Below are 24,391 nucleotides of genomic sequence, written 5' to 3' on the forward strand. Positions count from 1 at the left end.
CCGTGTCACTGGTGGTGAGTCCGTGGCAAGGGGTCCTGATTCAGGACATGAGGATGAGGTCGTCGCGGTGGATGACCTCGCGCTCCCGCTCGGGACCCAGCTCGGCCGCCAGGTCGGCGGTGGAGCGCCCCAACATCTCGGGCAGCTCGTCGCTGTCGAAGTTCACCAGCCCGCGGGCGATCACGACGTGCTCGGGGTCGACCACGTCGACCGGGTCGCCCGCCGCGAAGTCGCCCTCGACGGCCACGATGCCGGCGGCCAGCAGGGAGGCACCCCGCTCGACCAGGGCGCGTCGCGCGCCCGCGTCGAGCACGAGGCGCCCGCGGGTCTCGCTGGCGTGCGCGAGCCACATGAGCCGCGCCGCGCGGCGCTTGCCGGTGGGCGTGAACAGGGTGCCGACGGACTCGCCCTCCACGGCCTCCACCGCACGTGCGGCCGACGTGAGCCGCACCGGGATGCCGGCCGCCGTGGCGATCCGTGCAGCCTCGAGCTTGGTCACCATGCCGCCCGTGCCGACGGCCGAGCCGACCCGGGCCACGTCGATGCCGGCGAGGTCGGCCTCCGAGCGCACCTCGCGGATGGGCCGGGAGTCGGGCAGGTCGGGGTGTCCGGTGTAGAGGCCGTCGACGTCGGACAGCAGCAGGAGCTCGTCGGCGTGCACCAGGTGCGCCACGAGCGCGGCGAGCCGGTCGTTGTCGCCGAAGCGGATCTCGGACGTGGCCACGGTGTCGTTCTCGTTGACCACCGGCACCACTCCGAGCTCGAGGAGCTTCGCGAAGGTCTGGTGGGCGTTGCGGTAGTGGCTGCGCCGGCTGACGTCGTCGACCGTGAGCAGGACCTGGCCCACCACGAGCCCGGCCGCCGCGAACGACTCCGAGTAGTGCGCGATGAGCGCGCGCTGGCCCACGGCGGCCGCGGCCTGCTGCGTGGGCAGGTCGCGGGGGCGCCGCGGCAGGTTCAGCGGGCCGAGTCCCGCGGCGATGGCACCCGAGGACACCAGGACGACCTCGTCACCGCGCGCCCTCACGGTGACGACGGCGTCGACCACCGTGCCGATCCTGTCGGGGTCGAGATGACCGTCGGGGGTGGTCAGCGACGACGAGCCGACCTTGACGACGACCCTCACTGCTCGTCCTCGTCGAGCTCGTCGTCGCCGGGGTACTCCTCACCGATCGTCCAGTCCGGGATGATCGTGCTGGGGTCGAACGGCTCGGGCTCGCGGCCCTCGGCGCGCAGCGCGACGGCCTCCAGCTCCCAGGCACGGCGCGCGGCCAGCAGCTCACGACGCTCCTGGTTCGTGCGGCGGTTGCTCTGGTCGAGGCGCAGGTCCTCGCCGCGGCGGCCGAGCACCTCGGCGCCCGCGGTGATCGTGGGATCGAAGTCGAAGACGACCTCGTCGCGACCCAGCTCGAGCTCGTTGGCGGCACCGATGACGATGTCGTCGCCGGCGGTCGCGCCGAGGGACAGCAGGTGGTCCTCCACGCCGAGCCGGTTGAGCCGGTCGGCGAGGAAGCCGACGGCCTCGTCGTTGCTGAAGTCGGTCTGACGCACCCAGCGAGCGGGCTTCTCGCCGATGACGTGCCAGCGGCCGTCGATCCTGCGGACCTCGAACTCGCGGCCCACGCCCGAGGGCGCCGGCGGGCGCAGCACGATGCGGGTGGCCTCGCGGTGGGGCTCGGCGGCGCGACGGGCGGCGACGATCTCGGCCATCGCGAACGACAGCTCGCGCAGGCCGGCGTGGCTCGCGGCCGAGACCTCGAACACCCGCAGGCCGCGCTCGCGCAGCTCGCCGATGACGAACTCGGCGATCTGGGCGGCGTCGGGGACGTCGGTCTTGTTCAGCGCCACGAGGCGGGGCCGGTCGGAGAAGTCGACGCCGGCGTACTGGCCGTAGCGGGCCAGCTCGGCCTCGATGATGTCGAGGTCGGTGAGCGGGTCGCGACCGGGCTCGACGGTGGCGCAGTCGATCACGTGCACGAGGGCGGCACAGCGCTCGACGTGGCGCAGGAAGTCGTGACCGAGGCCGCGGCCCTCGCTGGCGCCCTCGATGAGGCCGGGGACGTCGGCCACGGTGAACGTGGTCTCCCCCGCACGCACGACACCGAGGTTGGGCACCAGCGTGGTGAACGGGTAGTCGGCGATCTTGGGACGGGCCCGCGACAGCGACGCGATCAGGCTGGACTTGCCGGCCGAGGGGAAGCCGATCAGGCCGATGTCGGCCACGACCTTGAGCTCGAGGGTGACCGTGCGCTCCTCGCCCGGCTCGCCCTTGAGCGCGAAGCCGGGGGCCTTGCGCTTGCTGGAGGCCAGCGCGGCGTTGCCGAGCCCGCCGCGGCCGCCGGCCGCGATGACGAGCTCGGTGCCGGCGCCGACCAGGTCGGCCAGGACCTCGCCGTTCGCGTCGCGCACGACGGTGCCGTCCGGAACCTTGAGGACGAGGTCCTCGCCGTTGGCGCCGTTGCGGTTCGAGCCCGCGCCGGGCGCGCCGCTGGTGGCCTTGCGGTGGGGCTCGTGGTGGTAGTCGATCAGCGTGGTGACGTCGGGCGTCACGACGAGGATGACGTCGCCGCCGTGACCACCGTTGCCGCCGTCGGGACCGCCGAGCGGCTTGAACTTCTCCCGGTGGACCGAGGCGACGCCGTTGCCGCCGTTGCCTCCGGACACGTGCAGGGTGACCTGGTCAACGAACGAGGGGATCGCCATGGGTTCTCCTGGACGGTGGGTGGGAAAAAAGAGAGAGGGCAGCCCGCATCAGCGGACCGCCCTCCTCAGGAAGATCTGCGCGTCACTGCCCCGGAACGATGTTCACGACGCGACGGCCGCGCTTCGTGCCGAACTCGACCGCGCCGGGGGCGAGGGCGAAGAGCGTGTCGTCGCCGCCACGGCCCACGTTGGAGCCGGGGTGGAAGTGGGTGCCGCGCTGACGGACGATGATCTCGCCCGCGTTGACGAGCTGGCCGCCGAAACGCTTGACGCCGAGGCGTTGGGCGTTGGAGTCGCGACCGTTCTTGGTGGAGGCTGCGCCCTTCTTGTGTGCCATGTCGTCAGTCCCTTACTTGGAGATTCCGGTGATCTTGACCTGGGTGTACTTCTGGCGGTGACCCTGGCGCTTCTTGTAACCGGTCTTGTTCTTGTACTTCTGGATGATGATCTTGGGGCCCTTGAGCCCACCGATGACCTCGGCGTCGACCTTGACCTTGGAGGCGTCGGCACCGGCCGTCACCTGGTCACCGTCGACCACCATGACCGCGGCGAGCTGGACGGTGTCGCCCTCGGTCGCCTGGACCTGGTCGATCGAGATGACGTCGCCGACCGCGACCTTGGCCTGGCCGCCGCCATTGCGCACGATTGCGTACACCACGGGATTCCTCACTCTGTACTGAAAAAGACTGGGTCTTGAACTGGGTCCTGCAAAAAAAGTCTGAGTGGCGCGCCGAGCGCACCGACTGTCGATTCTACTCGGGCGCCCCGTCCTCGGTCAAAACGGGTGCCTCCTGGGCCTGCGGCGCCTCGGTCACGGGCTGCGGTTCCGGCGTCTTCTCCGCCTGAGGCTGCTCGCTCTGGGGCTCCTCGGCCTGGGGCTCGGGCCTGGACTCCTCGTCCTTGCCCTGACGCTGCTGGCGTCCGCCACCGCTGCCGTTGCCGCCTCCGTTGCCACCGTTGCCGCCACCGCCGCGGCCCGAGCGACCGCCGCGACGCCCGCGACGCTGGCCCTCGTCCTTCTTCGGCTCGACGGGGGCGTCCTGGATGACGACGCCGCGACCCTGGCACTCCTCGCAGTCGTGGCTGAAGGACTCCAGCAGGCCGGTGCCGATGCGCTTGCGCGTCATCTGGACCAGGCCCAGCGAGGTGACCTCCGCGACCTGGTGGCGCGTACGGTCACGGCCCAGGCACTCGACCAGGCGACGCATCACGAGATCGCGGTTGCTCTCGAGCACCATGTCGATGAAGTCGATGACGATGATGCCGCCGAGGTCGCGCAGGCGCAGCTGGCGCACGATCTCCTCGGCCGCCTCGAGGTTGTTCTTGGTGACGGTCTCCTCGAGGTTGCCGCCCGAGCCGGTGAAGCGGCCCGTGTTGACGTCGACCACGACCATCGCCTCGGTGCGGTCGATGACGAGTGAGCCACCCGAGGGCAGGTGGACCTTGCGGTCCAGCGCCTTGTGGATCTGCTCGTCGAGGCGACGGGCGGCGAAGATGTCGTCGTCGCCCTGCCAGCGCTTGACGCGCTCCTCGAGATCGGGCGCGACGTGGGCGATGTACCCGGCGACCATGTCCCAGGCCTCGTCGCCCTGGATGGTGAGCGACGCGAAGTCCTCGTTGAACAGGTCGCGGATGACCTTGATCATCAGGTCGGGCTCGGAGTACAGCAGCTGGGGCGCCTTGCCGGCGGCCACCTTGCTCTCGATGTCCTCCCAGCGTGCGGTCAGCGCGGCGATGTCGCGCTGCAGCTGGTCCTCGGTGGCGCCCTCGGCGGCGGTGCGCACGATCACGCCGGCGCTCTCGGGCAGGGCCTCCTTGAGCAGGCCCTTGAGGCGCGCGCGCTCGTTCTCGGGGAGCTTGCGGCTGATGCCGTTGCTGCCGCCGCCCGGGACGTAGACCAGGAAGCGGCCGGGCAGGCTGACCTGGCTGGTCAGCCGGGCGCCCTTCTGGCCGATCGGGTCCTTGGAGACCTGCACGAGCACCGTCTGGCCCGGCTGGAGCGCGTCCTCGATCTTGCGCTGCTTGCCGTTCTGGATGTTCGACCAGTCGACCTCGCCGGCGTAGATGACCGCGTTGCGGCCCGCGCCGATGTCGACGAACGCCGCCTCCATGCTGGGCAGCACGTTCTGCACCTTGCCCAGGTAGACGTTGCCGATCAGCGACGTCTGGGACTCGCGGGCGACGTAGTGCTCCACGAGGACGCCGTCCTCGAGCACCGCGATCTGCGTGTAGTCGTCGCGCTGGCGCACGACCATCTCGCGGTCGACGGCCTCGCGGCGGGCCAGGAACTCGGCCTCGCTGACGATGGGCGCCCGGCGGCGGCCGGCCTCGCGGCCCTCGCGGCGGCGCTGCTTCTTGGCCTCGAGGCGGGTGGAGCCGGTGACGCCGGTGATCTCGTCCTCGGCAGTACGGCCCTCACGCACCTTGACGACGGTGTTCTCGGGGTCGTCGGGCGAACCCTCGGCACCCTCGCCGGCGCGCGCACGGCGGCGGCGACGACGGGTGGTGGTGGAGCCGGAGCTGGACTGGTCGTCGTCGCCGGACTCGGAGTCGGACTCGTCGGAGCCGGACTCGCCCTCGTCGTCGCCGTTGTCCTGGTCGCTCTTGCGGCGGCGGCGTCCTCCGCGGCGGCGCCGGCGGCGTCCGCCCTCGCCCCCGTCGTCGTCGCCGGAGCCGTCCTCGTCGTCGTCCTGGTCGCCGTCGGCGTCGTCCTGCGGCTCGACCCGCTTGCGCTCGCGCGGGGGCGCCAGCTCGGCCGGCGGCGCCTGGAACATCGCACCGACCGGGGGCAGCGTGGAGACCCTGGGCGCGACCTCGGTGGCCTCGTCCTGCTCGTCGTCGGCGTCCTCGTCCTCGTCGGTCACCGGGTCGGGCTCGGGGGCCTCCTCGACGGGCGGGGCGAACACCGCCGCCGGCGGGCCGGCGGGACGACCCGCGGCGCGGCGGCGCGTGCGGGTGGTGGTGACCAGCGGCGCCTCGGAGGCGTCGTCGGTGGGAGTCTCGGGCGTGTCGGCCGCGTCGTTCGGATCGAGCATGTGCTCCCCTTCGCCCGGCAGCGGCGCAGCCACCCACCGGGCTGGTCAATGGTCCCGTGGGACCTCAAGTCTGTCTCAGGACGGCGCTTAGGCCTGTCACTCGACTCTCCACCCGACCTGCCGCGGTCGACACCTCACGGTGCGTCGCGGCCGGTGGCGAGCGGATCGCCGACCGTACCGGTCCGAACATCCAGCGGCCCTTGGCTCGAGCGGGTCGCCAGCGGCGCCTTCTCGATCGGCAGGCCGCACAGGGTGCGCAGTCCGGTGATCACGTCGTCCGGTCGTACCGACGGGGTGTCATGGCGTACGACCACGTCCAGTATCGCACACCCCTGCGCGCCGGTCCGGTCATCGACGTCCAGACGGACCACGGCGGCGCGGCAGTCGAAGGTGCGCAGACCCCGCTTCATCATGCGCTCGACGAGCACCTCGTCGCGGGCGAGAAAGGCCTCGACCGCGGCCCTGGCGGCCTCGGGAGAGACCTCGGGCAGCTCGATGGACCACCGGCTCGCCTCGAGCAGGTCGGCCAGCGCTCCACCGGGCGACACGACCACGTCGACGACGTCGAGACCGTCCGGCAGCGCCGCGTCGAGGGCGTCGCGGACCTCGGCCGGCTCCATGGGCCGCGTCAGCCCGATCTCGGCGAACTCGGCCTCGCTCGCGGCGCCGGTCGGCGAGGCGCCCGCGTAGGAGATCTTCGGGTGCGGGGTGTAGCCCGAGGAGTGCCCGATCGGCAGGCCGGCGCGGCGGATGGCCCGTTCGAAGGCGCGGGCGAAGTCGCGGTGGCTCGTGAACCGCATCCGGCCCCGCTTGGCGTACCTCAGGCGCAGCTTCTGCACGATCGGCAGCTGCGGGTTCGGGGCCTCCGGGTTCGGGGTGCCTTCCAGGGTCCTGCTGCCGTCGTTGGTCACCCCACCAGCGTACGGCGGTCCGTCCGGGGGCCGCGGGCCCGTCCGCGCCGCTACCGTTGGTCCCATGCGTCACACGATCGCCCTGCTCCTGACCGCCTCCGCGCTGGTCCTGGGCAGTGCCCCCGCAGGAGCCGCGGCGACGGTTCCCACCAAGGTCGCGGGCTTCAGCACGGCGAGTCAGACCGCCGCGCCCGGCGCCACGGTGCGGCTCGCGGTCAAGGTCACCGTCAGGGGCAGGGCGTCGGCGCGGCGCGTCGTCTCGCTGCAGCGGCACGTCGGCGGCCGGTGGGTGCGCGCCGACCGCGCCCGCACGACCAGGTACGGCCGGGTCGTCCTCACCCATCGCCTCGGCACGAAGGCGGGCGCGGCGACGAAGCTGCGCGTCCGCGTCGCGGCGAAGGGTCGGCTGCGCGCCGTCAACACCCGGGTCAGGACCGTCACCGTCCGCGCTCCGTGGAGCCCCGACGCGCGGTCGAAGGAGATCCTGTCGCGCGTGAACCAGGCTCGCTCGACGGCGCGCTCGTGCGGCTCGGAGTCGTTCGCCGCCCGCGGTCCCGTGCGCCTCGAGTCGCGCCTGTCGGCCGCCGCGCGACGGCACGCCGTCGACATGGCGACCCACGACTTCTTCAGCCACACCGGGTCGAACGGATCCGACCTGAGCGACCGCGTCGACGCGCAGGGGTACGACTGGTCCCGGCTCGGCGAGAACATCGCCGCCGGCCAGGACTCGGCGAAGCAGGTCGTCGACGCGTGGCTGGCGAGCCCGGGCCACTGCAGGAACATCATGGGCCCGTTCACCGAGCTCGGCGTCGGCTACGCCACGGGCGACACCCGGTACGGGACGTACTGGGTCCAGGACTTCGGGACGCCGCGCTGACCGTGAGCTCCTCCCCCACCACGCCGACCACCGGCGGCCGCTGGCTCGTCGGCGCGGCCATCGTCCTGCTCGCCCTGAACCTGCGCGTCGTCGTCGCGAGCCTCGGCGTCGTCCTGCCCGAGGTGCGTCAGGACCTCTCCATGACTCCGACCACCGCGGGAGTGCTGACGACCCTCCCGGTGCTGTGCTTCGCGGTGATCGGCTTCAGCTCGGGCGGTCTCGTCCGCCGGTTCGGGCTGCACCACGCCACCGTGGCCCTGCTGGCCCTGCTCGCCGCCGGACTCGTCGCCCGGACCCTGCTCGACGACACGGTGCTGTTCCTCAGCACGACGGCCATCGCCCTGGCCGGCGCCGCCGTCGGCAACGTCATCCTGCCGCCCCTGGCGAAGGTCCACTTCCCCGATCGCATCCCGCTGATCAGCGCCCTCTACGGGGCCGCGATCATGGCGGGCGCCACGATCGCGTCGATCACCACCGTCCCCCTCAGCGAGGCGCTCGGTGGGTGGCGCCCCGGGCTGGCGGCGTGGGCCCTGCTCGCCGCCCTCACAGTCCTGCCGTGGCTGACCCTGCTGCGGCACGACGTCCACACCGGCCCCGCCACGGGCGACCGTCTGCCGATGAGGGAGATCGTCCGCTCACCCCTGGCATGGGCGATGGTCGCGTGCTTCGGCGCCCAGTCGGCCGGGGCCTACGCGCAGTTCGGCTGGTACCCCGAGATCCTTATCGACGGAGGCGTCGGCGAGCACCAGGCCGGCGTCCTGCTCGGCGTCATCACGGGCGTCGGGATCCCTCTGACGCTGGCGCTGCCGTGGCTCATGGCCCGGACGGGCGACACGCCCGTGCTGCCGCTGTTCTTCGGCACCGTCACGGCCGCGGGATGGCTCGGCGTGCTGCTGGCGCCGGCGAGTCTCCCGGTGCTCTGGTCGGTGCTGCTCGGGCTCGGCGGCGGCGCCTTCACGTGGGTCCTGGCGATGATCGGCAAGCGCACCCGCACGCCCGCCGCCACGACGGCACTGTCCCTGCTGACGCAGGGGCTCGGCTACCTCCTGGCGGGACTCGGTCCCTTCGGCGTCGGCGCCCTCCACGACGCCACCGGCTCGTGGGACGCACCCCTCATCGCCCTCATCGCCTCGACCGTGGTGATCACCACGGCGGGCATCGTGATCAGCCGTCCGCGGATGCTCGAGGACACCCTGCGCTAGGTCGGTCCGGGTTCGCAGTGGCGTCATGGTCGGCCAGTTCGTCCGTCCCCTTCGTGGACGCACTCGCCGTTCACCCATCATCTCTCCCGAAGGAACCGCGTGAACACCACGACCCGTCGCCTCACCGGCGGCGTCGCCGCCGCCGCTGCTGCCCTCCTCATCGCGCTGTTGCCGTCCGTGGCGCATGCCGATGAGTCGAGCGACGTCAGCGACGTGTGGCTCAGTGCCCAAGATCTCCGGGTGAACTCCGGTGCCTGCAGGACCGCACGGCTGAAGATGCATCACAACGGCGGACACCTCGAACGAATCGCCGCCGAGGTCGAGATCTGGAAGGGCTCTCGCTACGTCGGCGAGACCTTCGACTTCCTCTACGACTCCTCCGCGCCATTGACCGTGGAGCACCTGTGGTGCCCGTATGAGGGACTTGGGCGATTCCGAGCCGGTCCCAGTGATGTCGAGTGGAGCTACACGGTCGAGACGTCCCACTGGGACTCCTACCTGGAGATGTGGATCACCGACACGGACTATCGCGAAGGCGACCTCCGCGATCGTTCGCAGGCATCATTCCTCGTGAAGCAGGACGCTCGCCTGTCCCGACCCACCGGCAGGACGTCCGGCAGGACGCGAACTCTCTCGACGAAGCTGACCCACTACAACGTCGGTGCCTCACAGTGGAAGGCCATGAAGAAAGCACCCGTCAAGCTTCAGCGCCGCCCATCGAACGGGCGTGGACAGTGGAAAACGATCAAGAACGTTCGCACGTCCTCCACGGGGCGGGCCACGGCGACGGCGAAAGCCACCAAAAAGTTCCAGTACCGCTTCGCCTACAGCGGCTCGGGTACCACGTGGAGCCGTACGTCGGCGGCGGTCCGCCGCTGACGGAGCGTCGGTTCGGTCAGTCGGGCGTGTCGAACCGGCGGTCGATCACGTCGAGCGCGTAGGACAGCACGGCCCCGGCGACGCCGAGCACCAGGCGGGGATGCGGGACGTTCCGGCGGACGAGCGCCTGCTCGAACGCGCGGTCGATCGCGAACCCCGCGACCATCGTTCCTGCAACCAGGGCGCCCACGCCCACGCCGACCGCGCCCGACTGCGGCGCCGGCACCGGCTCGCGCGAGGCGGCGATGACGTCGGGACGGGTCAGGGCGACGTAGGTCGCCCCGCCGGCCAGAGCGCCCGACGCGGCCCCGACGCCGAGCCTGACGCCGCGTGAGGCGCGTCCGACGGGCACGATCGACGCCATGCCGGTGAGGGCGGCGAACGCCAGCGACTGGCGCGGCGACTGCTTCCCCATCTCAGACCACCGACAGGGGCAGGAGCTTCTGCCCGGTCGGGCCGATCTGGATCTCCAGATCCATCTCAGGACACACGCCGCAGTCGAAGCACGGCGTCCAGCGGCAGTCCTCGACCTCGGCGGCGCCGTCGGGGTCGATGGAGTCCTGCCAGTCCTCCCACAGCCACTCGCGGTCGAGGCCGGAGTCCATGTGGTCCCACGGCAGCACCTCGTCGTGGTCGCGCTCGCGCGTGGTGAACCAGTCGAGGTCGACGCCCAGCGGCGTGAGCACCTCGGCCGACTTCTGCGCCCAGCGGTCGTAGCTGAAGTGCTCGCTCCAGCCGTCGAAGCGACCGCCGTCGCGCCACACCGCCTCGATGATCTGCCCCACGCGGCGGTCGCCGCGCGAGAGGAGTCCTTCGACGATGCCCGGCTTGCCGTCGTGGTAGCGGAAGCCGATCGCCTTGCCGTAGCGCTTGTCGGACTGCACCGAGGCCCGCAGCTTGCGCAGGCGCTCGTCGGTGGTCTCGTGGTCGAGCTGCGCGGCCCACTGGAACGGCGTGTGCGGCTTGGGGACGAAGCCGCCGATCGACACGGTGCACCGGATGTCGCGGCGACCCGAGACCTCGCGGCCGGTGTCGATGACGCGCTTCGCGAGCTCGCCGATCTGGAGGACGTCCTCGTCGGTCTCGGTGGGCAGGCCGCACATGAAGTAGAGCTTCACCTGGCGCCAGCCGTGCGAGAACGCGGCTGAGACGGTGCGGATCAGGTCGTCCTCGCTGACCATCTTGTTGATGACCTTGCGGAGGCGGTCGCTGCCGCCCTCGGGCGCGAACGTGAGGCCCGAGCGGCGGCCGTTGCGGCTGAACTCGTTGGCCAGCGTGATGTTGAAGGCGTCCACGCGGGTCGACGGTAGCGAGAGCGACGTGTTCGTGCCCTCGTAGCGGTCGCCGAGCTGCTTGGCGACCTCGCCGATCTCGGAGTGGTCGGCACTGGAGAGGCTCAGCAGGCCGACCTCCTCGAAGCCGGACTCCTTCAGGCCGTTGTCGACCATCTGCCCGATCGTCTGGATCGAGCGCTCGCGGACCGGGCGCGTGATCATGCCCGCCTGGCAGAAGCGGCAGCCGCGCGTGCAGCCGCGGAAGATCTCCACGCTGAAGCGCTCGTGCACCGTCTCGGCGAGCGGCACGAGCGGCTTCTTCGGGTACGGCCAGCTGTCGAGGTCCATCAGCGTGTGCTTCGCGACCCGCACCGGGACCCCGGGACGGTTCGGCGCGATCGCGCCGATCTGGCCGTCGGGGCGGTAGGAGACGTCGTAGAACTTCGGCACGTAGACGCCCCCGGACGCGGCCAGGCGGGCGAGCACCTCGTCGCGGCCCCCGGGACGGCCCTCGGCCTTCCACTCGCGCACGACCTCGCTGATCGCGAGCACGACCTCCTCGCCGTCGCCCATCACGGCGGCGTCGACGAAGTCGGCGATCGGCTCGGGGTTGAAGGCGCTGTGCCCGCCCGCCAGCACGATCGGGTGCGAGTCGTCGCGGTCGACGGCGTGCAGCGGGATCCCGGCCAGGTCGAGCGCGGTCAGCATGTTCGTGTAGCCGAGCTCGGTGGAGAAGCTCAGCCCGAACAGGTCGAACGCCCCGACCGGGCGGTGCGCGTCCACGGTGAACTGCGGGATGTCGTGCTCGCGGAGCACGGCCTCCATGTCGGGCATGACCGCGTACGTGCGCTCGGCGAGGATGCCGTCACGCTCGTTGAGGACCTCGTAGAGGATCTGGACGCCCTGGTTGGGCAGGCCGACCTCGTACGCGTCCGGGTACATCAGCGCCCAGCGGACGTCGGCCTCGTCCCAGTCCTTGACGGTCGAGTTCAGTTCGCCGCCGATGTACTGGATGGGCTTGGAGACCCCCGCGAGCAGCGGCTCGAGCCGGGGGTAGACGGAGTCGACAGGCATGGCACCAGCGTACGTGGCCGCGGGCAGTGCGCCGGACGCTACTTCGTGACGGTCAGCGTGCGCGCGCCGCTGGCCGACGGCTCCATCAGCCCGGTGCCGCCGAACGAGGCCGTGATCGCGTGCTTGCCGACCGCGAGCCTCGGCAGCGTCACGACGACCTTGCCCTTCGAGGCGGGCGTGAGCGTGGCGGTCGCGATCCGCTTCGTCCCGTCCATCACGACGACCGAGCCGGACGTGATCCCGGCCTTGCGGGCCGACAGGACCGTGATCGTCAGCTTCGCCTGCGCGGTCGACTTCACCGAGGTGGCCGACAGCGCGGTGGCCGTGGTCGTGGCCTCCTGGACGACGAGCGGGACCTCGGCGCTGGTCGACGCGAGCTGGTAGGCGGCTCCGCGGTACTCCACCGAGATCCTCCGCGTCCCGGGCGCCAGGCCCGGCACGGGGATCGTGAGGGTGCCGCGGGCCGCGGGTGTCAGGGTCGCTGCGGCCACCTTCGCGCCGTCGGCAAGCACCCAGACCTCACCCGTGGTGGGGGCGACGCGGCGTGCGGTGTCCACGGTGGCGACGACCTGCGCCGGCTCCGTCGAGCGCACCGTCGGCTTCGCCACCGCGGCGGACACCGTGGTGGGCTCGACGACCGAGAACGCCGTGGTCCGGGCCTTGGAGCGCTTCACGGTCTTGGAGCCCCAGTAGGTGGCCCGGATCGTGTGTCGGCCGGCGGTGAGCGCCGGCAGGCGCACCGAGACCTTGCCCCGGCGAGCCTTGGTGAGCACCGGCGACGCGATGCGCCGGTCGTCGACGTACACCGAGACCGCGTTGGTCGTGGTGCGGCCGTCGGACGGCGTCACGGCGACCGTGGCGACCGGACGCGAGCCCGCGGCGACGGTCGTCGACGGCAGGGTGATCGTGGTCTTCGCCGACACCACCTTCGGGGGATTCGTGACGACGACCTTGATCGTGCGGCTGGTCGACTTGCGGACCTTGGTGTTGCCGTCGAACACGGCGGAGACCCACTGCTTGCCCCGCTTCATCCGCGGGAGCGTCACCGCGAGGGATCCTGCGTGACCCGGCTTGAGCGTGACGGTCTTGACCGTCACGCCACCGCGACGCAGCCGCACCCGGCCCTCCGGCACGACGCCCTTGGAGGCCTTCACGCGCACCGTGACCTTCGGCTGGATCCGGGTGCTGACCTTCGCCGGGCCCGAGACGGAGACGGCCGACGCCACCGCGGGCGCGGGGGCAGGCGTGGGCGACGGCTCGACGGGCGCGGGCGCGACCGGCGCCTTCTGGTCCTTGAAGTGGATGAACCGCTCGGGGTACCAGGAGTCACCCGTGTTGACCCGGTACCGGCGGTACGTCTTGGAGGTGTAGCTGTCCTCGGACAGCACGAGGAAGCCCGAGCCGACCTGCTCGACGTAGGCGACGTGGCTGGCGGCCTTCGACCACTGGGCGATGGCCCCGACGGCGGGACGGTTGTCGACGGGGTAGCCCAGCTTCTTGGCGTTGGTGTGCCAGTCGCGCGCGTTGCCCATGAGGATCCGCGGCTCGGGGACGCCGGCCCTCTTCATCCGGTACGCGGCGTAGTTCGTGCAGTTGTGCCCGGCGTACATCCGCCAGTGCATGAGGTGCATGACGTCGGCGTATCCGGAGGTGTCGCACTTGGCGACCTGCGCCTTGGTCTTGGCCGTGCAGATCAGGGTGAACGCCTGGGCCGACGTGGTGGTGGCCGAGAGCCCCGACACCACGAAAAGGCACACGAGTCCCACCAGTCCCAAACGACGCATGGCCGACAGTTTACGACACCGACACGCCGAAATGAACTTAAAGTTGAACTTTAGGGTTCATCTGTGTTAGTGACACCGCTGTCATTCCGGGGCTCACAGCCACTCCACAGCCGATGCTCAGTGGTTTCGCCCCCTCAGGCGACAGACTGGACCGCATGAGCGTCGCGTCCGATCTGACTCGTCCGGACGGCACCCCGCTGCGGGTGCTGGTCGTGGATGACGAGCCCAACATCGCCGAGCTCCTCCAGATGGCCCTGCGCTACGAGGGCTTCGAGGTGCGCACGGCCGGAACGGGGCGCAAGGCCGTCGCGGCGGCACGGGAGTTCGCTCCCGACGCGATGATCCTGGACTGGATGCTGCCCGACTACGACGGTCTCGAGGTGCTGGCGAAGGTGCGCGCCCTCTCCCCCGACGTGCCGGTGATCTTCCTGACCGCCCGCGATGCCGTGGAGGACCGGATCGCCGGGCTCACGGCCGGTGGCGACGACTACGTGACCAAGCCGTTCAGCCTCGAGGAGGTGGTGGCCCGCCTGCGCGCGCTGCTGCGGCGCGCGGGCGGACGCCGGCAGGACCCGACTTCCACCCTCGTCGTGGGTGACCTGGAGCTCGACGAGGACAGCCGCGACGTCACCCGCGGCGGGACGCCGATCGAGCTGACGGCCACCGAGTTCGAGCTGCTGCGCTACCTCATGCGCAACGAGCGCCGCGTCGTGTCGAAGGCGCAGATCCTCGACCGCGTGTGGGACTACGACTTCGGCGGCAACGACAACATCGTCGAGCTGTACATCTCCTACCTGCGCAAGAAGATCGACGCCGGGCGCGAGCCGATGATCCACACCAAGCGCGGAGCGGGCTACATCCTCAAGGCCGCTCCGGCGGCACCGTGATGCGCCCTCGCACCCTGACCGGACGGCTGATCGCCTCCGCCGTGGCCCTGGTGTCGGTGGTCTGCCTGCTCGTGGCGCTCACCGCCACCGTCATCATGCGGTCGACGCTGATGGAGCGCCTGGACGGCGACCTCCAGCAGGCGGTGGAGCGGGCCGAGCGCGTGGAGGGACCGGGGCGCGGCGGCGGGGCACTCGTGACCGACTGCGGTGAGCTGCCCACCCTCCCCCCGGGCCAGAACGCCGGCAGCGTGACGGCCGTCTTCGGCTCCGCCTGCCGCATCGGCGTCCAGATCACCGCCGCCGGCGGGCTGAGCCAGCTCCCGCCGGCAGCGGTCCACGAGATGAGCCAGGCCGAGGTCGGCGACGAGCCGCGCACCATGGACCTCCCGGGCGTCGGCTCCTACCGGGTCGCCGCCACGACCAACGCCGCCGGCGACCGCGTGGCCTTCGGGCTGCCCACCGCAGGCGTCGACGACACGATCGGCAGCCTGGTCCGCTGGGAGATCCTGCTCTCGCTCCTCGGCATCGGCGTCGCGGCCGTCGGGGCGCGCCAGATCGTGCGTCACCAGCTGCGGCCCCTGCGGCAGGTGGCGGCGACGGCCCACGAGGTCGCCGAGACGCCGCTGGCCTCGGGCGCGGTGGCCTCCCTCCCCCGCGTGCCGGAGGAGCTCACCGACCCGACCAGCGAGGTGGGCCGGGTCGGCGCCGCGTTCAACCAGATGCTCGGGCACGTCGACGACGCGCTGCGGGCCCGCCACGACAGCGAGCAGCAGGTGCGCCGGTTCCTCGCGGACGCCTCCCACGAGCTGCGCACCCCCCTGACGACGATCCGCGGCTACGCCGAGCTCAGTCGCCGCACCGGCGCCGACCCGACCGAGGCCATGGCCCGGATCGAGTCCGAGGTCGGGCGGGTCACGACGCTCGTCGAGGACATGCTGCTGCTGGCCCGGCTCGACTCGGGACGCCCGCTCGAGCAGCGCGAGGTGGACCTCACCCACCTGGTCGTCGAGGCCGTGGCCGACGCGCGCGTGGTCGACCCCGACCGGCGCTGGCGACTCGAGGTGCCGCCGGAACCCCTGATGGTCGTCGGCGACGAGCTGCGGCTCCACCAGGCCGTCACCAACCTGCTCACGAACGCCACCCGCCACACGCCCGAGGGGACGACGGTCACGGTGCGCGTCCTCGCCGGTCCGACCCGCGTGGAGGTCCACGACGACGGCCCGGGGGTCCCCGAGGAGCTGCAGCCGGTCGTGTGGGAGCGCTTCACGCGCGGCGAGTCCTCGCGGACCCGGTCGGCCGGCGGCGCCGGGCTGGGGATGTCGCTGGTCCGCGCCATCATGCTCGCCCACGGTGGCGAGGCGTCGCTGACCAGCCGGCCCGGCGACACGACGTTCACCCTGACCTTCGCCGCCGATTAGTTGCGGCCAGTTTGGACGGTGCACCATGATCGACGCATGGCTCAGAAACAGTCCATCCTCGGACGCATCTCCCAGTTGACGAAGGCGAACATCAACGCGCTGCTCGACAAGGCGGAGGATCCGCAGAAGATGCTGGACCAGATGGTCCGCGACTACACCAATTCCATCGCCGAGGCGGAGCAGGCGGTCGCGCAGACGATCGGCAACCTGCGCCTGGCGGAGGCCGACCACGCCGAGGACGTCGCCGCCGCGAAGGAGTGGGGCGGCAAGGCGATCGCCGCGTCGAACAAGGCCGACCAGCTGCGCCGCGAGGGCCACGCCGGCGAGGCCGACCGGTTCGACCAGCTCGCCAAGCTCGCGCTGGGCAAGCAGATCGCCGCCGAGAACGAGGCCAAGGCCGCCGCGCCGATGATCGCGCAGCAGAGCGAGGTCGTCGAGAAGCTCAAGACCGGCCTGGTCGGCATGCGGGGCAAGCTCACCGAGCTGAACTCCAAGCGCGACGAGCTCGTCGCCCGCCACCGCTCGGCCGAGGCGCAGGCGCAGGTCAACGACGCGATCAAGTCGATCGACATCCTCGATCCCACCAGCGAGCTGAGCCGCTACGAGGACCGCGTCCGCCGCGTCGAGGCCCAGGTCCTCGGCCAGCAGGAGCTCTCCACCTCCAGTCTCGACTCGCAGTTCGCCGAGCTGGAGGCCGACGCCGGCCAGCTCGAGGTCGAGGCCCGCCTGGCCGAGCTCAAGGGGCTCGGTCAGGGCACCCCCACCCCCGAGGAGAACGCGTGAAGCTCACCGAGAAGTTCGAGTACCCGGCCAGCCCCGAGCAGGTCTTCGGACTCGTCAGCGACCAGGGCTTCCGCGAGCGGTCGTGCGAGCGCCAGGGCGCCCGCGACTACACCGTCACCGTGGAGGAGCAGGGCGCAGCCACCGTCGTCACGATCGTGCGCACGATGGAGTCGGACATGCCCGACTTCGTCAAGAAGCTCACGGGCGACTCGGTCACCGTGACGCAGATCGAGAAGTGGGGCCCGGCCGATCCCGCCGGCACCCGCACCGCCGAGGTCTCCGTGGACATCCACGGTCAGCCCGCCCGCATGCTCGGCACCTCGACGATCGCCGGGTCCGGGAACGTCACGACCATGTCGGTGGACGGCGACGTCAAGGTGTCGCTGCCGCTCATCGGCCGCCGCATCGAGCCGGAGGTCGCCAAGGCGATCACGGCCTCGCTGCGTGACGAGGTCGAGTACGGCAAGACCCAGATCTGAGCCTCAGTCGCCCAGGAGCTCGATGACCTCTTCGAGCTCCTGCGGCGCGTACCAAGCCAGGTCGCCGCTGCCGTCGGCGTCGAGGTGGAACGACTGCACGTCGCGCAGCCGGATCGGCGCGTCCGCGTCGTCGAGTTCGGCGCACACCACCACCGCTCCCTGCTCGGCGACGGTCAGGAGTGCGTCGTACTCGTCCTCCTCGTCCTGCGAGGCGGCCGTGAAGCGCTCGGGCGTGACCGGCTCGTCCTGTGCGAGGGTGCGCAGCAGGGCGACGTCGGCCGCCGCGTAGACACGGGTCATGTGGGCCTCTTCCGTCCGCGGGGAGCCCGGGCGCGCCGGGGACCGATCGTCTCGGTCAGCTCCTCCAACGCCTCCAGGATGCACTGCCCCAGAACGTCGGCGTCGGGCACCGCCTCGCGATCGGTGACGATGCCGAAGAAGACGTGACCGTCGTACGACGTGACCCCCACCGAGACCGCCCGGTGGCCCGTCAGCGGGATGGCCGGGAAGATCTCCTTGAGCTGCTGCCCGGCCATGTAGACCGGGTCCTGCGGGCCCGGCACGTTCGTGATGACCAGGTGGTAGGGCCGGTTCGCCTCGTCGGTGGCCACGCGCGCACCGACGGCGTGGAACGTGGACGTGGCGAAGCCCGGCAGGTTGGCCAGCTTGTTGGCCGCCACCGCCGACCCCGTCTCGCGGTGACCCTTCAGGGCGTAGGACACCTGGTGCAGCCGCACGACGGCGTTGGACTCCCCCACTGGCAGGTTCAGCATGAGGCCGCGCACGAGCGGCCCGAGCGAGGTCGGGTGACCGCCCTCGGCCGGCCCGTCGCGGGTCACCGACATCGGCACCATTGCGCGGAAGCTGGTCTTGGCGGTGACGGGCTCGGCCCGGGTGAGCATCCAGCCGCGCAGCCCGCCGGCGATCGCTGCCAGGATCACGTCGTTGACCGTGCCACCGTGCTCGTCGCGGACCCGCCGGAACGCGGTGAGCGGGGCGCTGACCGAGGTGAACCGGCGGTGCCGCGAGGGGCTGGCGGTGAGCGGGCCGTGGGAGGTCGCGTCGGGACCGAGGCCCGGCAGGCGCGAGACGACCCGCGACCACTGGTACTCGCCGCTCCACAGCAGCTCGGCGGGGTGGCTGATCTGCGAGCGCACGGAGCCGGTGAGCAGCTCGAGGGTGCCGGGTGTCGACCGCGGGGTCCAGTCCTCGTGCGGGATCGTGCGGTCGCGCTGCGTCTCCTCCAGCAGGACCTGCGCGAGGTCGACCGTGTGCGAGCCGTCGACGAGCGCCTGGTGCGACTTGAACAGCAGCGCCAGCTCGCCGCCCTGCAGCCCCTCGATCAGGTAGAGCTCCCACAGAGGACGCTCGTGGTCGAGCCGGCGCGCGATGAGCCGGCCCACCAGCTCGTGCAGTGCGTCGCGCCCACCCGGCCGGGGCAGCGCGGAACGCCGGACGTGCAGGGAGAGGTCGAAGTGCTCGTCGTCGACCCAGACCGGCATGCCGACGCCGCCGGGGATCCGCCGCGGTACCTGGCGGTAGCGCGGCACGAGGTCGATCCGGTCGTTGATGACCTGGATCAGGCGGTCATAGTCGAGGGGCCGGTCGCCCGGCGCGAGGATCGCCAGCGATGCGACGTGGCGGGGCGTCTCGGGATGGTCCTGGTGCAGGAACATCGCGTCGAGAGGACTCAGTCGTTGCATGCGCTCCCCTGCTGTCCTGGCGAAGATCCGGTCCGGCGGTAGCCCCGAAACTTACCACTCGGTTCGGCCACCCGAGGGGCTTCAGAAACCGGCGCGAGTCGCTGACAGCGGACCCGCTGCCGTGCCATCCTGCCTCGAAGGAAATCGGAGGAACGATGATGCGCCTGGGGACGGACGCGGCGCCTGCTGCGAAACGACTGGCCGCCGCCTCGTGCGTCGGAGCGGTCCTGGGCCTGCTCGTCGGAGGGGTGGGCGGACGGCTCTTCATGGGGCTGCTCGCGAGCCTCAACCGCGAGGACCACGGCGTCATCACGAGCGACGGCTTCCCCATGGGCGAGGTGACCACGAGCGGCACGTTCCAGCTGCTCGCCACCGGCACGGTCCTCGGTGTGCTGGGCGCCGGGATCTACCTCGCGCTGCGCGGACTGGCACCCGGACCGACGTGGTTCCGCCGCGCGTGCGCTGCCGTCGGCGGCACGGTGATGGTGGGGGCGGTGCTCGTCCACGAGGACGGGCCCGACTTCACCCTGCTCGAGCCCACGTGGGCGGCGATCGCCCTCACGCTCGCGGTCCCCCTCGTCTTCCTGCTGCTCATGCCGCCGGCGGTGGACCGGCTCGTGCGGGACGACGGCGCCCTGCTGCGTGGCCGCTGGACGTGGGTGGGACTCGTGCCGTGGGTCTTCCCGCTGCTGCCCGCCGCCGTCCTGCTCGTCGCGGGCTGGCTCCTCGCGCGCTGGGCCGGGCCGCGGACGCCGGAGGCGGGACCGTGGCTCGCGCGCGGCGCGCTCGTGGCGCTCTTCGTCGTCGGGGCCCTCACGCTCACCTCGGAGGTCGTCGCGATCTACGACACGGTCGGCGAGGGGCGCTACCTCCTGCGCTGACGGCCCGCTCATCGGGCGGTCACCAGCTCGGTGGCGAGCCGCTCCACCCGGGTGACGTAGCCCGACGTGGGCACCACCTCACGCAGCGGCCGGCCGGTCATGAGCGCCAGGTCGTGGCCGGGTCCGTCCTGGGGCAGGAAGGTCCACGGGGTGTGCCCGGTGAGCTCGCGCACCGTCTGGGCGACCTCGCGCTCGGTCCAGCCCAGCGAGGCACGGAACCCGTTCAGCACCAGGCGCGGCGGGCGACGCCACGGAGCCGCGTCGTCGAGGGCGCGCACCAACCGGGCCAGCCCCACCGGGTCGACGCGGCCGACCGCCAGCACCTCGTCGGCCAGGTCGAGCACGCGGCGGGTCACCTGGTCGCGCGAGGGCCCCTGTCCCATCGCGGCCTCCACGCCGAACCCGCAGTCGACGACGACGAGGTCGTGGTCGCGCCGCAGCCCGCGCAGGACGGTCTCCAGGGCGTCGGGGCGCAGGTGGTGCCACATGTCGGACCGGGGCAGGCCGGTGAGCACGTCCCAGTGCGGGCCGAGACGGAGCAGGTGGGTGTCGGCGGACGCCGCGCGACCGCGGGTGACGTCGCGGCACGCGGCCATCACGCCGCTGACGTCGTCGAGCACGCCGAGCAGCTGACCGATCGACCCGCCGTACACGTCGGCGTCCACGAGCGCGGTGCGGCGACCACGGGCGGCGGAGGCCGCCGCGAGCGACACCGCCAGGCTGCTGCGGCCGGGCGCGCCGGTGGCGCCCCAGACCGCGACGAGCGTCCCGGGATCGCCGTCGCGCTCGGGCCGGGCCACGGGCACCGACGCCGCGGCGGCCAGGTGGCCGAGCCGGGCGTCGTGGTCGATCCCGAGCGCGGCGCCGTCGCCCTCCACCGCGGCACAACGGACTCCCAGCTCGACGAGGCGCTCGACGACGCCGGCGTCGAGCCCGGGACTGCCCACCGCCACGAGGGCCAGGTCGAGTCGGTGCGTGCCCGCGGTGGCGAGGAGGTCGGCGACGTCCACGCACCGGCGCACCAGCAGCATCCGCGCGTCCTGCTCGATCTCGGCGAGGGCCGCGGCCTCCCAGTGCGCCCCGCACGCCGCGACCGCGACGCGCAACGGCTCGGTGGCGGTCACGGGACCCGCACGACGGTCAGGTGCCCCGTGGACAGGGCGGAGACCACGTCGGCGCCGGGACCTCCGCGTCCCGCGTCGACGACGAGCGTGCGGGTGCCCGTGCCGTCGACGCGAGAGACCGAGACGACGGAGACGTCCACGAGCACGCGGCGGGTGCGGGCGCCCGGGTCACCGGACTCGCCGGGGCCGGCCCACACGTCGACCCGCTCCCCCGCCTCGAGGTCCGGTGGCGCGGTCCCGCCGGGAACGGCCATCGCCAGCTCGCGGCCACGGTCGGCGGAGTCGGCGATCGCGTCGCGCACCAGGAGCGTGCCGGGAGCGGCATCGCGCGCCCATACCCCGCGGGGCACGCCGTCGCGCGTGGCGAGCAGTCCCGCTGCCGCAGCCGACTCGAGGCGACCGGAGACGGGAGCGAGGTCGGCCGGATCGACGGGTTCGCCGGCCCGGACCTCGGCGCGGACGAGCCAGTAGTCGGTGGAGTCGCGTGCCGTGGCCACGAGCCAGCCACCGGCGATCGCGGACACCAGGACGAGGACGGAGCCCAGGACGAGTCGTGGATTGCGCCATCTGGAGATCGAGGTGCGCCGGGCGAGCGCGCGCCGGGACGTGTCACCCCCCGTGACATGCATGTGCCAGTCATACGGGGTCGCGACGTGGCACGGCCACCGGTCGTCCACAGTCCGGTCGTGACCTGCGCCTCGTCGCAGGCCCTGCGTGTGAGAATGGCGTCATGGCCCCCCAGCACCAGTTCCTCACGGCGAACGACGTCGCCGAGACTCTGAAGGTCGACGTGCGCGTCGTCTGGGGTCTGCTGAAGTCCGGCGAGCTGCGCGGCTTCCAGGTCGGAGGGCGCAAGATGTGGCGCATCGAGGCGAGCGCGCTCGAGGACTACATCGCACGCCAGTACGAGCGCACCGCGCGCGACACCGGGGTCAGCGCTGGACGAGAGCCGCAATCCATCCCCACGGCAGACTGACCCGCCGGTCGCCGGCGGCCACCTGGACGAAGTCGGCACCGACCGCGACGATCGGGCCCTCCACCGCCCGTCCGTCGCGACGGACGACCCGCACCTCGAGGCCCGCGTCCCTCACGGCACGGGCGATCTGACGACGGGTCCGCGACGTCGCCGGTGCGGTCGCGGCACGGCCGTCGCTGCCCGACACGGCGGTGACCGCCTCCGGCAGCACGATGACTCGACGGCCCGCGTCCTCGACGAGCAGCACGTCCCCGACGCCGGCGACCCGGCCGCCGATCTCGCCGAGACCCGCCACGTCGAGGCGGACGTCCGGACCGCCGAGCAGGTCGGTCCACCCGAGGGCGGCCCACTGCTCCTCGCGCAGGTCGTCCGCGAGGGCGTCACGCTCGTCGGCGTGCTCGTCGATCGCCGCGCCCTCGAGGTCGGCGAAGAGTCGGTCCCAGCGCATGAGGACACCGTAGGGCCTCCGCGAAGGCCCTACGGTGTCGTGGGGATCAGGCCCCGATCGCGGCGTTGTCACCGCTGCGGGCGCCGCCGATCTCGATCTTGCGCGGCTTCGCGCGCTCGGCCACGGGGATGCGCAGCCCGAGGACGCCGGCCTCGTACGTGGCCTCGATGCGCTCGAGGTCGAGGTTGTCGCCCAGTACCAGCTGGCGGCTGAACGCGCCGCGCGGACGTTCGGACGCCAGCATCTCCCAGTCGCCGCTGCGGGCGACCCGCTCGGCGCGCACCGTCAGGACGTTGCGCTCGATGTCGAGGTCGATGCTGTCCTTCGCCACCCCGGGGAGGTCGAACTCCACGACGAAGGTGTCACCCTCGCGCCACGCGTCCATCGGCATGAACGCCGGGCGGTTGGTCGTCCCGAGCAGCTGCTGGGTGATGCGGTCGAAGTCACGGAACGGGTCGGTCGTACGGATCATCATCGTCGGTTCCTCCTTGCGAGTGATGGTGGATCTCATCCGTTGCAACCTATATTCGTCATTTCATATTCCTTGTCATGTACAGTTCAGGTCATGGAGCGGACGAGCCTGCGCGAGGGCGACGCGGACGGCGTCTACGCCATCTCGGTGGCCGCCGAGATGGTGTCGATGCAGGTGCAGAACCTGCGGGTCTACGAACGCCGTGGACTGCTCGAGCCCCTCCGCACCGCAGGCGGCACCCGCCGCTACAGCCGCGCCGACATCCGGCGGCTGGTCCGCATCCGCGACCTCCTCGCCGACGGACTGAACCTCGCCGGCATCGAGCGCGTCCTGGCGCTCGAGGAGCAGCTCGCGCGTCTGCGCCGGGAGAACGAGCGCCTGCGGCGCCACCCCACCTCGCGCTGAGCCTTCGTCCACACCCTCCCCGTCAACGGCATTGACGGAACTCTCGGCATGCGGTTCGCTGGGCGCTCATCACGTCATCTGTCGTCAAATGCATTCATGCGACGTCACTGACCATCGCGATCGGGGGATCGGATGCTCGACCTGTCGACCTCGGGACCCGAGGAGGCACTGCGCGTCGTGCTCACCGGGGTGCTCGCACTGTGGGCCGCCTGGTGGGGCGTGGGCCTGCTGGTCGCGCTGGCCGACCGGCGGCTCGCGGCACGGCTCGCACCTCCCCTGCTGAGGGCGCTGCTCGTCACCGGCGCGGTCGTCTCGGTGCAGTCACCCGCGCGAGCGACGCCCGGCGGCGTCGAGACCCTGCACGGCCTCGCCCTGCCCGACCGGCCGCTGACGGCGGCACCGGAACCGACCCGGCCACCGCCGGAGCCGTCGGCCCACGTCGTGGCTCCCGGCGACAGCCTCTGGTCGATCGTCCGCAGCCGGTCCCCCGGAGCGGACGACGCCAGCGTCGGGGACGCCGTCGACCGCTGGTACCGCGCCAACCGCGACGTCATCGGCGACGACCCCGATCTCATCCAGCCCGGCCAACGCCTCGATCCGCCAGGAGCACCATGATCACCGCCACCGCACTCGCCACCGATCCGCTCGGGCCCCGACAGGTGCCGCTGCCGTTCGCGCCCTCACCGCCGCTGGTGCCGGTCCCCGTCGAGCGCGGCGACGCCAGCGAGCTGCGGCATCGCTGCGCGCGGTTCACGCAGGCGCTCGCCGAGGTCATCACCGGCATCCGGCCCGTGCGCCAGCTGGGGCCGTGGCTGAGCCGTGACGTCTACGAGCAGCTGCACCGGTACGTCGCGGAGCGGTTCGTCGCCGGCGGCCCGCGCCACAGCCCGCGCGTGGTCTCGGTGCACATCGCGATGGTCGACCCCGGTGCGGCGGAGATCGCGGCCCGGATGGTGCACCGGGGCCGGTCCCACGCGCTAGCGGTGCGGCTGCAGCGCGGTCGCGACCACCAGGGACGCACGACATGGCGCTGCACGGCGGCCGAGTGGGCGTAGGCCCCTCAGCGCGCCGTGCAG

27 protein-coding genes are annotated in these 24,391 nt (G+C 72.0%); 12 read left to right on the plus strand and 15 right to left on the minus strand.

Annotation, left to right across the window (positions count from 1 at the left end):
• Positions 1–40 precede the first annotated feature (40 nt).
• From proB to ACY1JX_RS05530, 6 genes are all read right to left on the minus strand, one after another.
• A complete protein-coding gene (gene proB, locus ACY1JX_RS05505) occupies positions 41–1,126 on the minus strand; it encodes a glutamate 5-kinase (protein WP_181755192.1) in 1,086 nt (361 codons plus the stop codon).
• Positions 1,123–2,703: a GTPase ObgE gene (obgE, locus tag ACY1JX_RS05510; RefSeq protein WP_462565476.1), complete on the minus strand. Its 1,581-nt coding sequence runs from the start codon at positions 2,701–2,703 to the stop codon at positions 1,123–1,125. Before obgE ends, proB begins: the two co-directional genes overlap by 4 nt.
• An 82-nt stretch (positions 2,704–2,785) precedes the next feature.
• Positions 2,786–3,040: a 50S ribosomal protein L27 gene (rpmA, locus tag ACY1JX_RS05515; RefSeq protein WP_181755190.1), complete on the minus strand. Its 255-nt coding sequence runs from the start codon at positions 3,038–3,040 to the stop codon at positions 2,786–2,788.
• Positions 3,041–3,052: 12 nt separating this feature from the next.
• Positions 3,053–3,358, minus strand: a complete 306-nt coding sequence (gene rplU, locus ACY1JX_RS05520) for a 50S ribosomal protein L21 (RefSeq protein WP_078701245.1) — start codon at positions 3,356–3,358, stop codon at positions 3,053–3,055.
• A 97-nt stretch (positions 3,359–3,455) separates the two neighbouring features.
• On the minus strand, positions 3,456–5,738 hold the full coding sequence (locus ACY1JX_RS05525; protein ID WP_462565477.1) for an Rne/Rng family ribonuclease: 2,283 nt from the start codon (positions 5,736–5,738) through the stop codon (positions 3,456–3,458).
• Between the two features lie 134 nt (positions 5,739–5,872).
• Entirely contained in the window at positions 5,873–6,649 is a 777-nt protein-coding gene (locus ACY1JX_RS05530) for a TIGR03936 family radical SAM-associated protein (RefSeq protein WP_462565478.1), read from the minus strand.
• Positions 6,650–6,713: 64 nt separating this feature from the next.
• Between ACY1JX_RS05530 and ACY1JX_RS05535 the strand changes: the two genes are divergently transcribed.
• The 3 genes from ACY1JX_RS05535 to ACY1JX_RS05545 all read left to right on the plus strand — a co-directional run bounded on the left by ACY1JX_RS05535 (position 6,714) and on the right by ACY1JX_RS05545 (position 9,607).
• Positions 6,714–7,526 (plus strand): CAP domain-containing protein, encoded by an 813-nt coding sequence (locus tag ACY1JX_RS05535; protein WP_462565479.1) that lies wholly within the window; start codon positions 6,714–6,716, stop codon positions 7,524–7,526.
• 2 nt (positions 7,527–7,528) lie between these two features.
• The gene (locus ACY1JX_RS05540; RefSeq protein WP_462565480.1) at positions 7,529–8,728 is read left to right on the plus strand and encodes an MFS transporter; all 1,200 of its coding nucleotides are present in this window, start codon (positions 7,529–7,531) and stop codon (positions 8,726–8,728) included.
• Between the two features lie 240 nt (positions 8,729–8,968).
• Positions 8,969–9,607, plus strand: a complete 639-nt coding sequence (locus ACY1JX_RS05545; RefSeq protein ID WP_462565481.1) for a hypothetical protein — start codon at positions 8,969–8,971, stop codon at positions 9,605–9,607.
• Positions 9,608–9,623: 16 nt separating this feature from the next.
• Here ACY1JX_RS05545 and ACY1JX_RS05550 read toward each other — a convergent pair whose 3' ends face one another.
• From ACY1JX_RS05550 to ACY1JX_RS05560, 3 genes are read right to left on the minus strand one after another with little or no spacing between them, the layout of a single operon-like run.
• Complete coding sequence (locus tag ACY1JX_RS05550) at positions 9,624–10,022, minus strand: hypothetical protein (RefSeq protein ID WP_462565482.1); 399 nt, start codon at positions 10,020–10,022, stop codon at positions 9,624–9,626.
• A 1-nt stretch (position 10,023) separates the two neighbouring features.
• Entirely contained in the window at positions 10,024–11,955 is a 1,932-nt protein-coding gene (locus ACY1JX_RS05555; RefSeq protein WP_181755183.1) for a TIGR03960 family B12-binding radical SAM protein, read from the minus strand.
• A 38-nt stretch (positions 11,956–11,993) separates the two neighbouring features.
• Entirely contained in the window at positions 11,994–13,739 is a 1,746-nt protein-coding gene (locus ACY1JX_RS05560) for an Ig-like domain repeat protein (RefSeq protein WP_462565483.1), read from the minus strand.
• Between the two features lie 155 nt (positions 13,740–13,894).
• Here ACY1JX_RS05560 and ACY1JX_RS05565 point away from each other — a divergent pair, with 155 nt between their 5' ends.
• From ACY1JX_RS05565 to ACY1JX_RS05580, 4 genes are read left to right on the plus strand one after another with little or no spacing between them, the layout of a single operon-like run.
• Positions 13,895–14,626, plus strand: a complete 732-nt coding sequence (locus ACY1JX_RS05565; RefSeq protein WP_462565484.1) for a response regulator transcription factor — start codon at positions 13,895–13,897, stop codon at positions 14,624–14,626.
• Entirely contained in the window at positions 14,626–16,044 is a 1,419-nt protein-coding gene (locus tag ACY1JX_RS05570; RefSeq protein WP_462565485.1) for a sensor histidine kinase, read from the plus strand. Before ACY1JX_RS05565 ends, ACY1JX_RS05570 begins: the two co-directional genes overlap by 1 nt.
• 36 nt (positions 16,045–16,080) lie before the next feature.
• Positions 16,081–16,827, plus strand: coding sequence for a PspA/IM30 family protein (locus tag ACY1JX_RS05575; RefSeq protein ID WP_181755180.1), 747 nt, complete (start codon positions 16,081–16,083; stop codon positions 16,825–16,827).
• Entirely contained in the window at positions 16,824–17,306 is a 483-nt protein-coding gene (locus tag ACY1JX_RS05580) for a DUF2505 domain-containing protein (protein ID WP_462565486.1), read from the plus strand. Before ACY1JX_RS05575 ends, ACY1JX_RS05580 begins: the two co-directional genes overlap by 4 nt.
• Before the next feature lie 3 nt (positions 17,307–17,309).
• Here ACY1JX_RS05580 and ACY1JX_RS05585 read toward each other — a convergent pair whose 3' ends face one another.
• Positions 17,310–17,606: a hypothetical protein gene (locus tag ACY1JX_RS05585; protein WP_462565487.1), complete on the minus strand. Its 297-nt coding sequence runs from the start codon at positions 17,604–17,606 to the stop codon at positions 17,310–17,312.
• Complete coding sequence (locus tag ACY1JX_RS05590; protein ID WP_462565488.1) at positions 17,603–19,009, minus strand: wax ester/triacylglycerol synthase family O-acyltransferase; 1,407 nt, start codon at positions 19,007–19,009, stop codon at positions 17,603–17,605. Before ACY1JX_RS05590 ends, ACY1JX_RS05585 begins: the two co-directional genes overlap by 4 nt.
• Before the next feature lie 155 nt (positions 19,010–19,164).
• Between ACY1JX_RS05590 and ACY1JX_RS05595 the strand changes: the two genes are divergently transcribed.
• Positions 19,165–19,890: a hypothetical protein gene (locus ACY1JX_RS05595; protein WP_462565489.1), complete on the plus strand. Its 726-nt coding sequence runs from the start codon at positions 19,165–19,167 to the stop codon at positions 19,888–19,890.
• Positions 19,891–19,898: 8 nt separating this feature from the next.
• Here the strand turns inward: ACY1JX_RS05595 and ACY1JX_RS05600 are convergent, their stop codons facing one another.
• Positions 19,899–21,014: an AAA family ATPase gene (locus tag ACY1JX_RS05600; RefSeq protein WP_462565490.1), complete on the minus strand. Its 1,116-nt coding sequence runs from the start codon at positions 21,012–21,014 to the stop codon at positions 19,899–19,901.
• Positions 21,011–21,643 (minus strand): hypothetical protein, encoded by a 633-nt coding sequence (locus ACY1JX_RS05605; RefSeq protein WP_462565491.1) that lies wholly within the window; start codon positions 21,641–21,643, stop codon positions 21,011–21,013. Before ACY1JX_RS05605 ends, ACY1JX_RS05600 begins: the two co-directional genes overlap by 4 nt.
• A gap of 101 nt (positions 21,644–21,744) precedes the next feature.
• Between ACY1JX_RS05605 and ACY1JX_RS05610 the strand changes: the two genes are divergently transcribed.
• Entirely contained in the window at positions 21,745–21,990 is a 246-nt protein-coding gene (locus ACY1JX_RS05610; RefSeq protein ID WP_462565492.1) for a helix-turn-helix domain-containing protein, read from the plus strand.
• Here the strand turns inward: ACY1JX_RS05610 and ACY1JX_RS05615 are convergent.
• Complete coding sequence (locus tag ACY1JX_RS05615) at positions 21,947–22,438, minus strand: hypothetical protein (protein WP_462565493.1); 492 nt, start codon at positions 22,436–22,438, stop codon at positions 21,947–21,949. The two genes, ACY1JX_RS05610 and ACY1JX_RS05615, sit on opposite strands and share 44 nt — an antisense overlap.
• Before the next feature lie 46 nt (positions 22,439–22,484).
• The gene (locus ACY1JX_RS05620; RefSeq protein WP_462565494.1) at positions 22,485–22,949 is read right to left on the minus strand and encodes an Hsp20/alpha crystallin family protein; all 465 of its coding nucleotides are present in this window, start codon (positions 22,947–22,949) and stop codon (positions 22,485–22,487) included.
• A 54-nt stretch (positions 22,950–23,003) separates the two neighbouring features.
• Between ACY1JX_RS05620 and ACY1JX_RS05625 the strand changes: the two genes are divergently transcribed.
• From ACY1JX_RS05625 to ACY1JX_RS05635, 3 genes are all read left to right on the plus strand, one after another.
• Positions 23,004–23,315: a MerR family transcriptional regulator gene (locus ACY1JX_RS05625; RefSeq protein WP_462565495.1), complete on the plus strand. Its 312-nt coding sequence runs from the start codon at positions 23,004–23,006 to the stop codon at positions 23,313–23,315.
• A gap of 132 nt (positions 23,316–23,447) precedes the next feature.
• Positions 23,448–23,930 (plus strand): LysM peptidoglycan-binding domain-containing protein, encoded by a 483-nt coding sequence (locus ACY1JX_RS05630; RefSeq protein ID WP_462565496.1) that lies wholly within the window; start codon positions 23,448–23,450, stop codon positions 23,928–23,930.
• On the plus strand, positions 23,927–24,370 hold the full coding sequence (locus ACY1JX_RS05635) for an Rv3235 family protein (protein ID WP_462565497.1): 444 nt from the start codon (positions 23,927–23,929) through the stop codon (positions 24,368–24,370). Before ACY1JX_RS05630 ends, ACY1JX_RS05635 begins: the two co-directional genes overlap by 4 nt.
• Positions 24,371–24,391: the final 21 nt, after the last annotated feature.

It is taken from the genome of Aeromicrobium sp. JP4, from assembly GCF_054957925.1.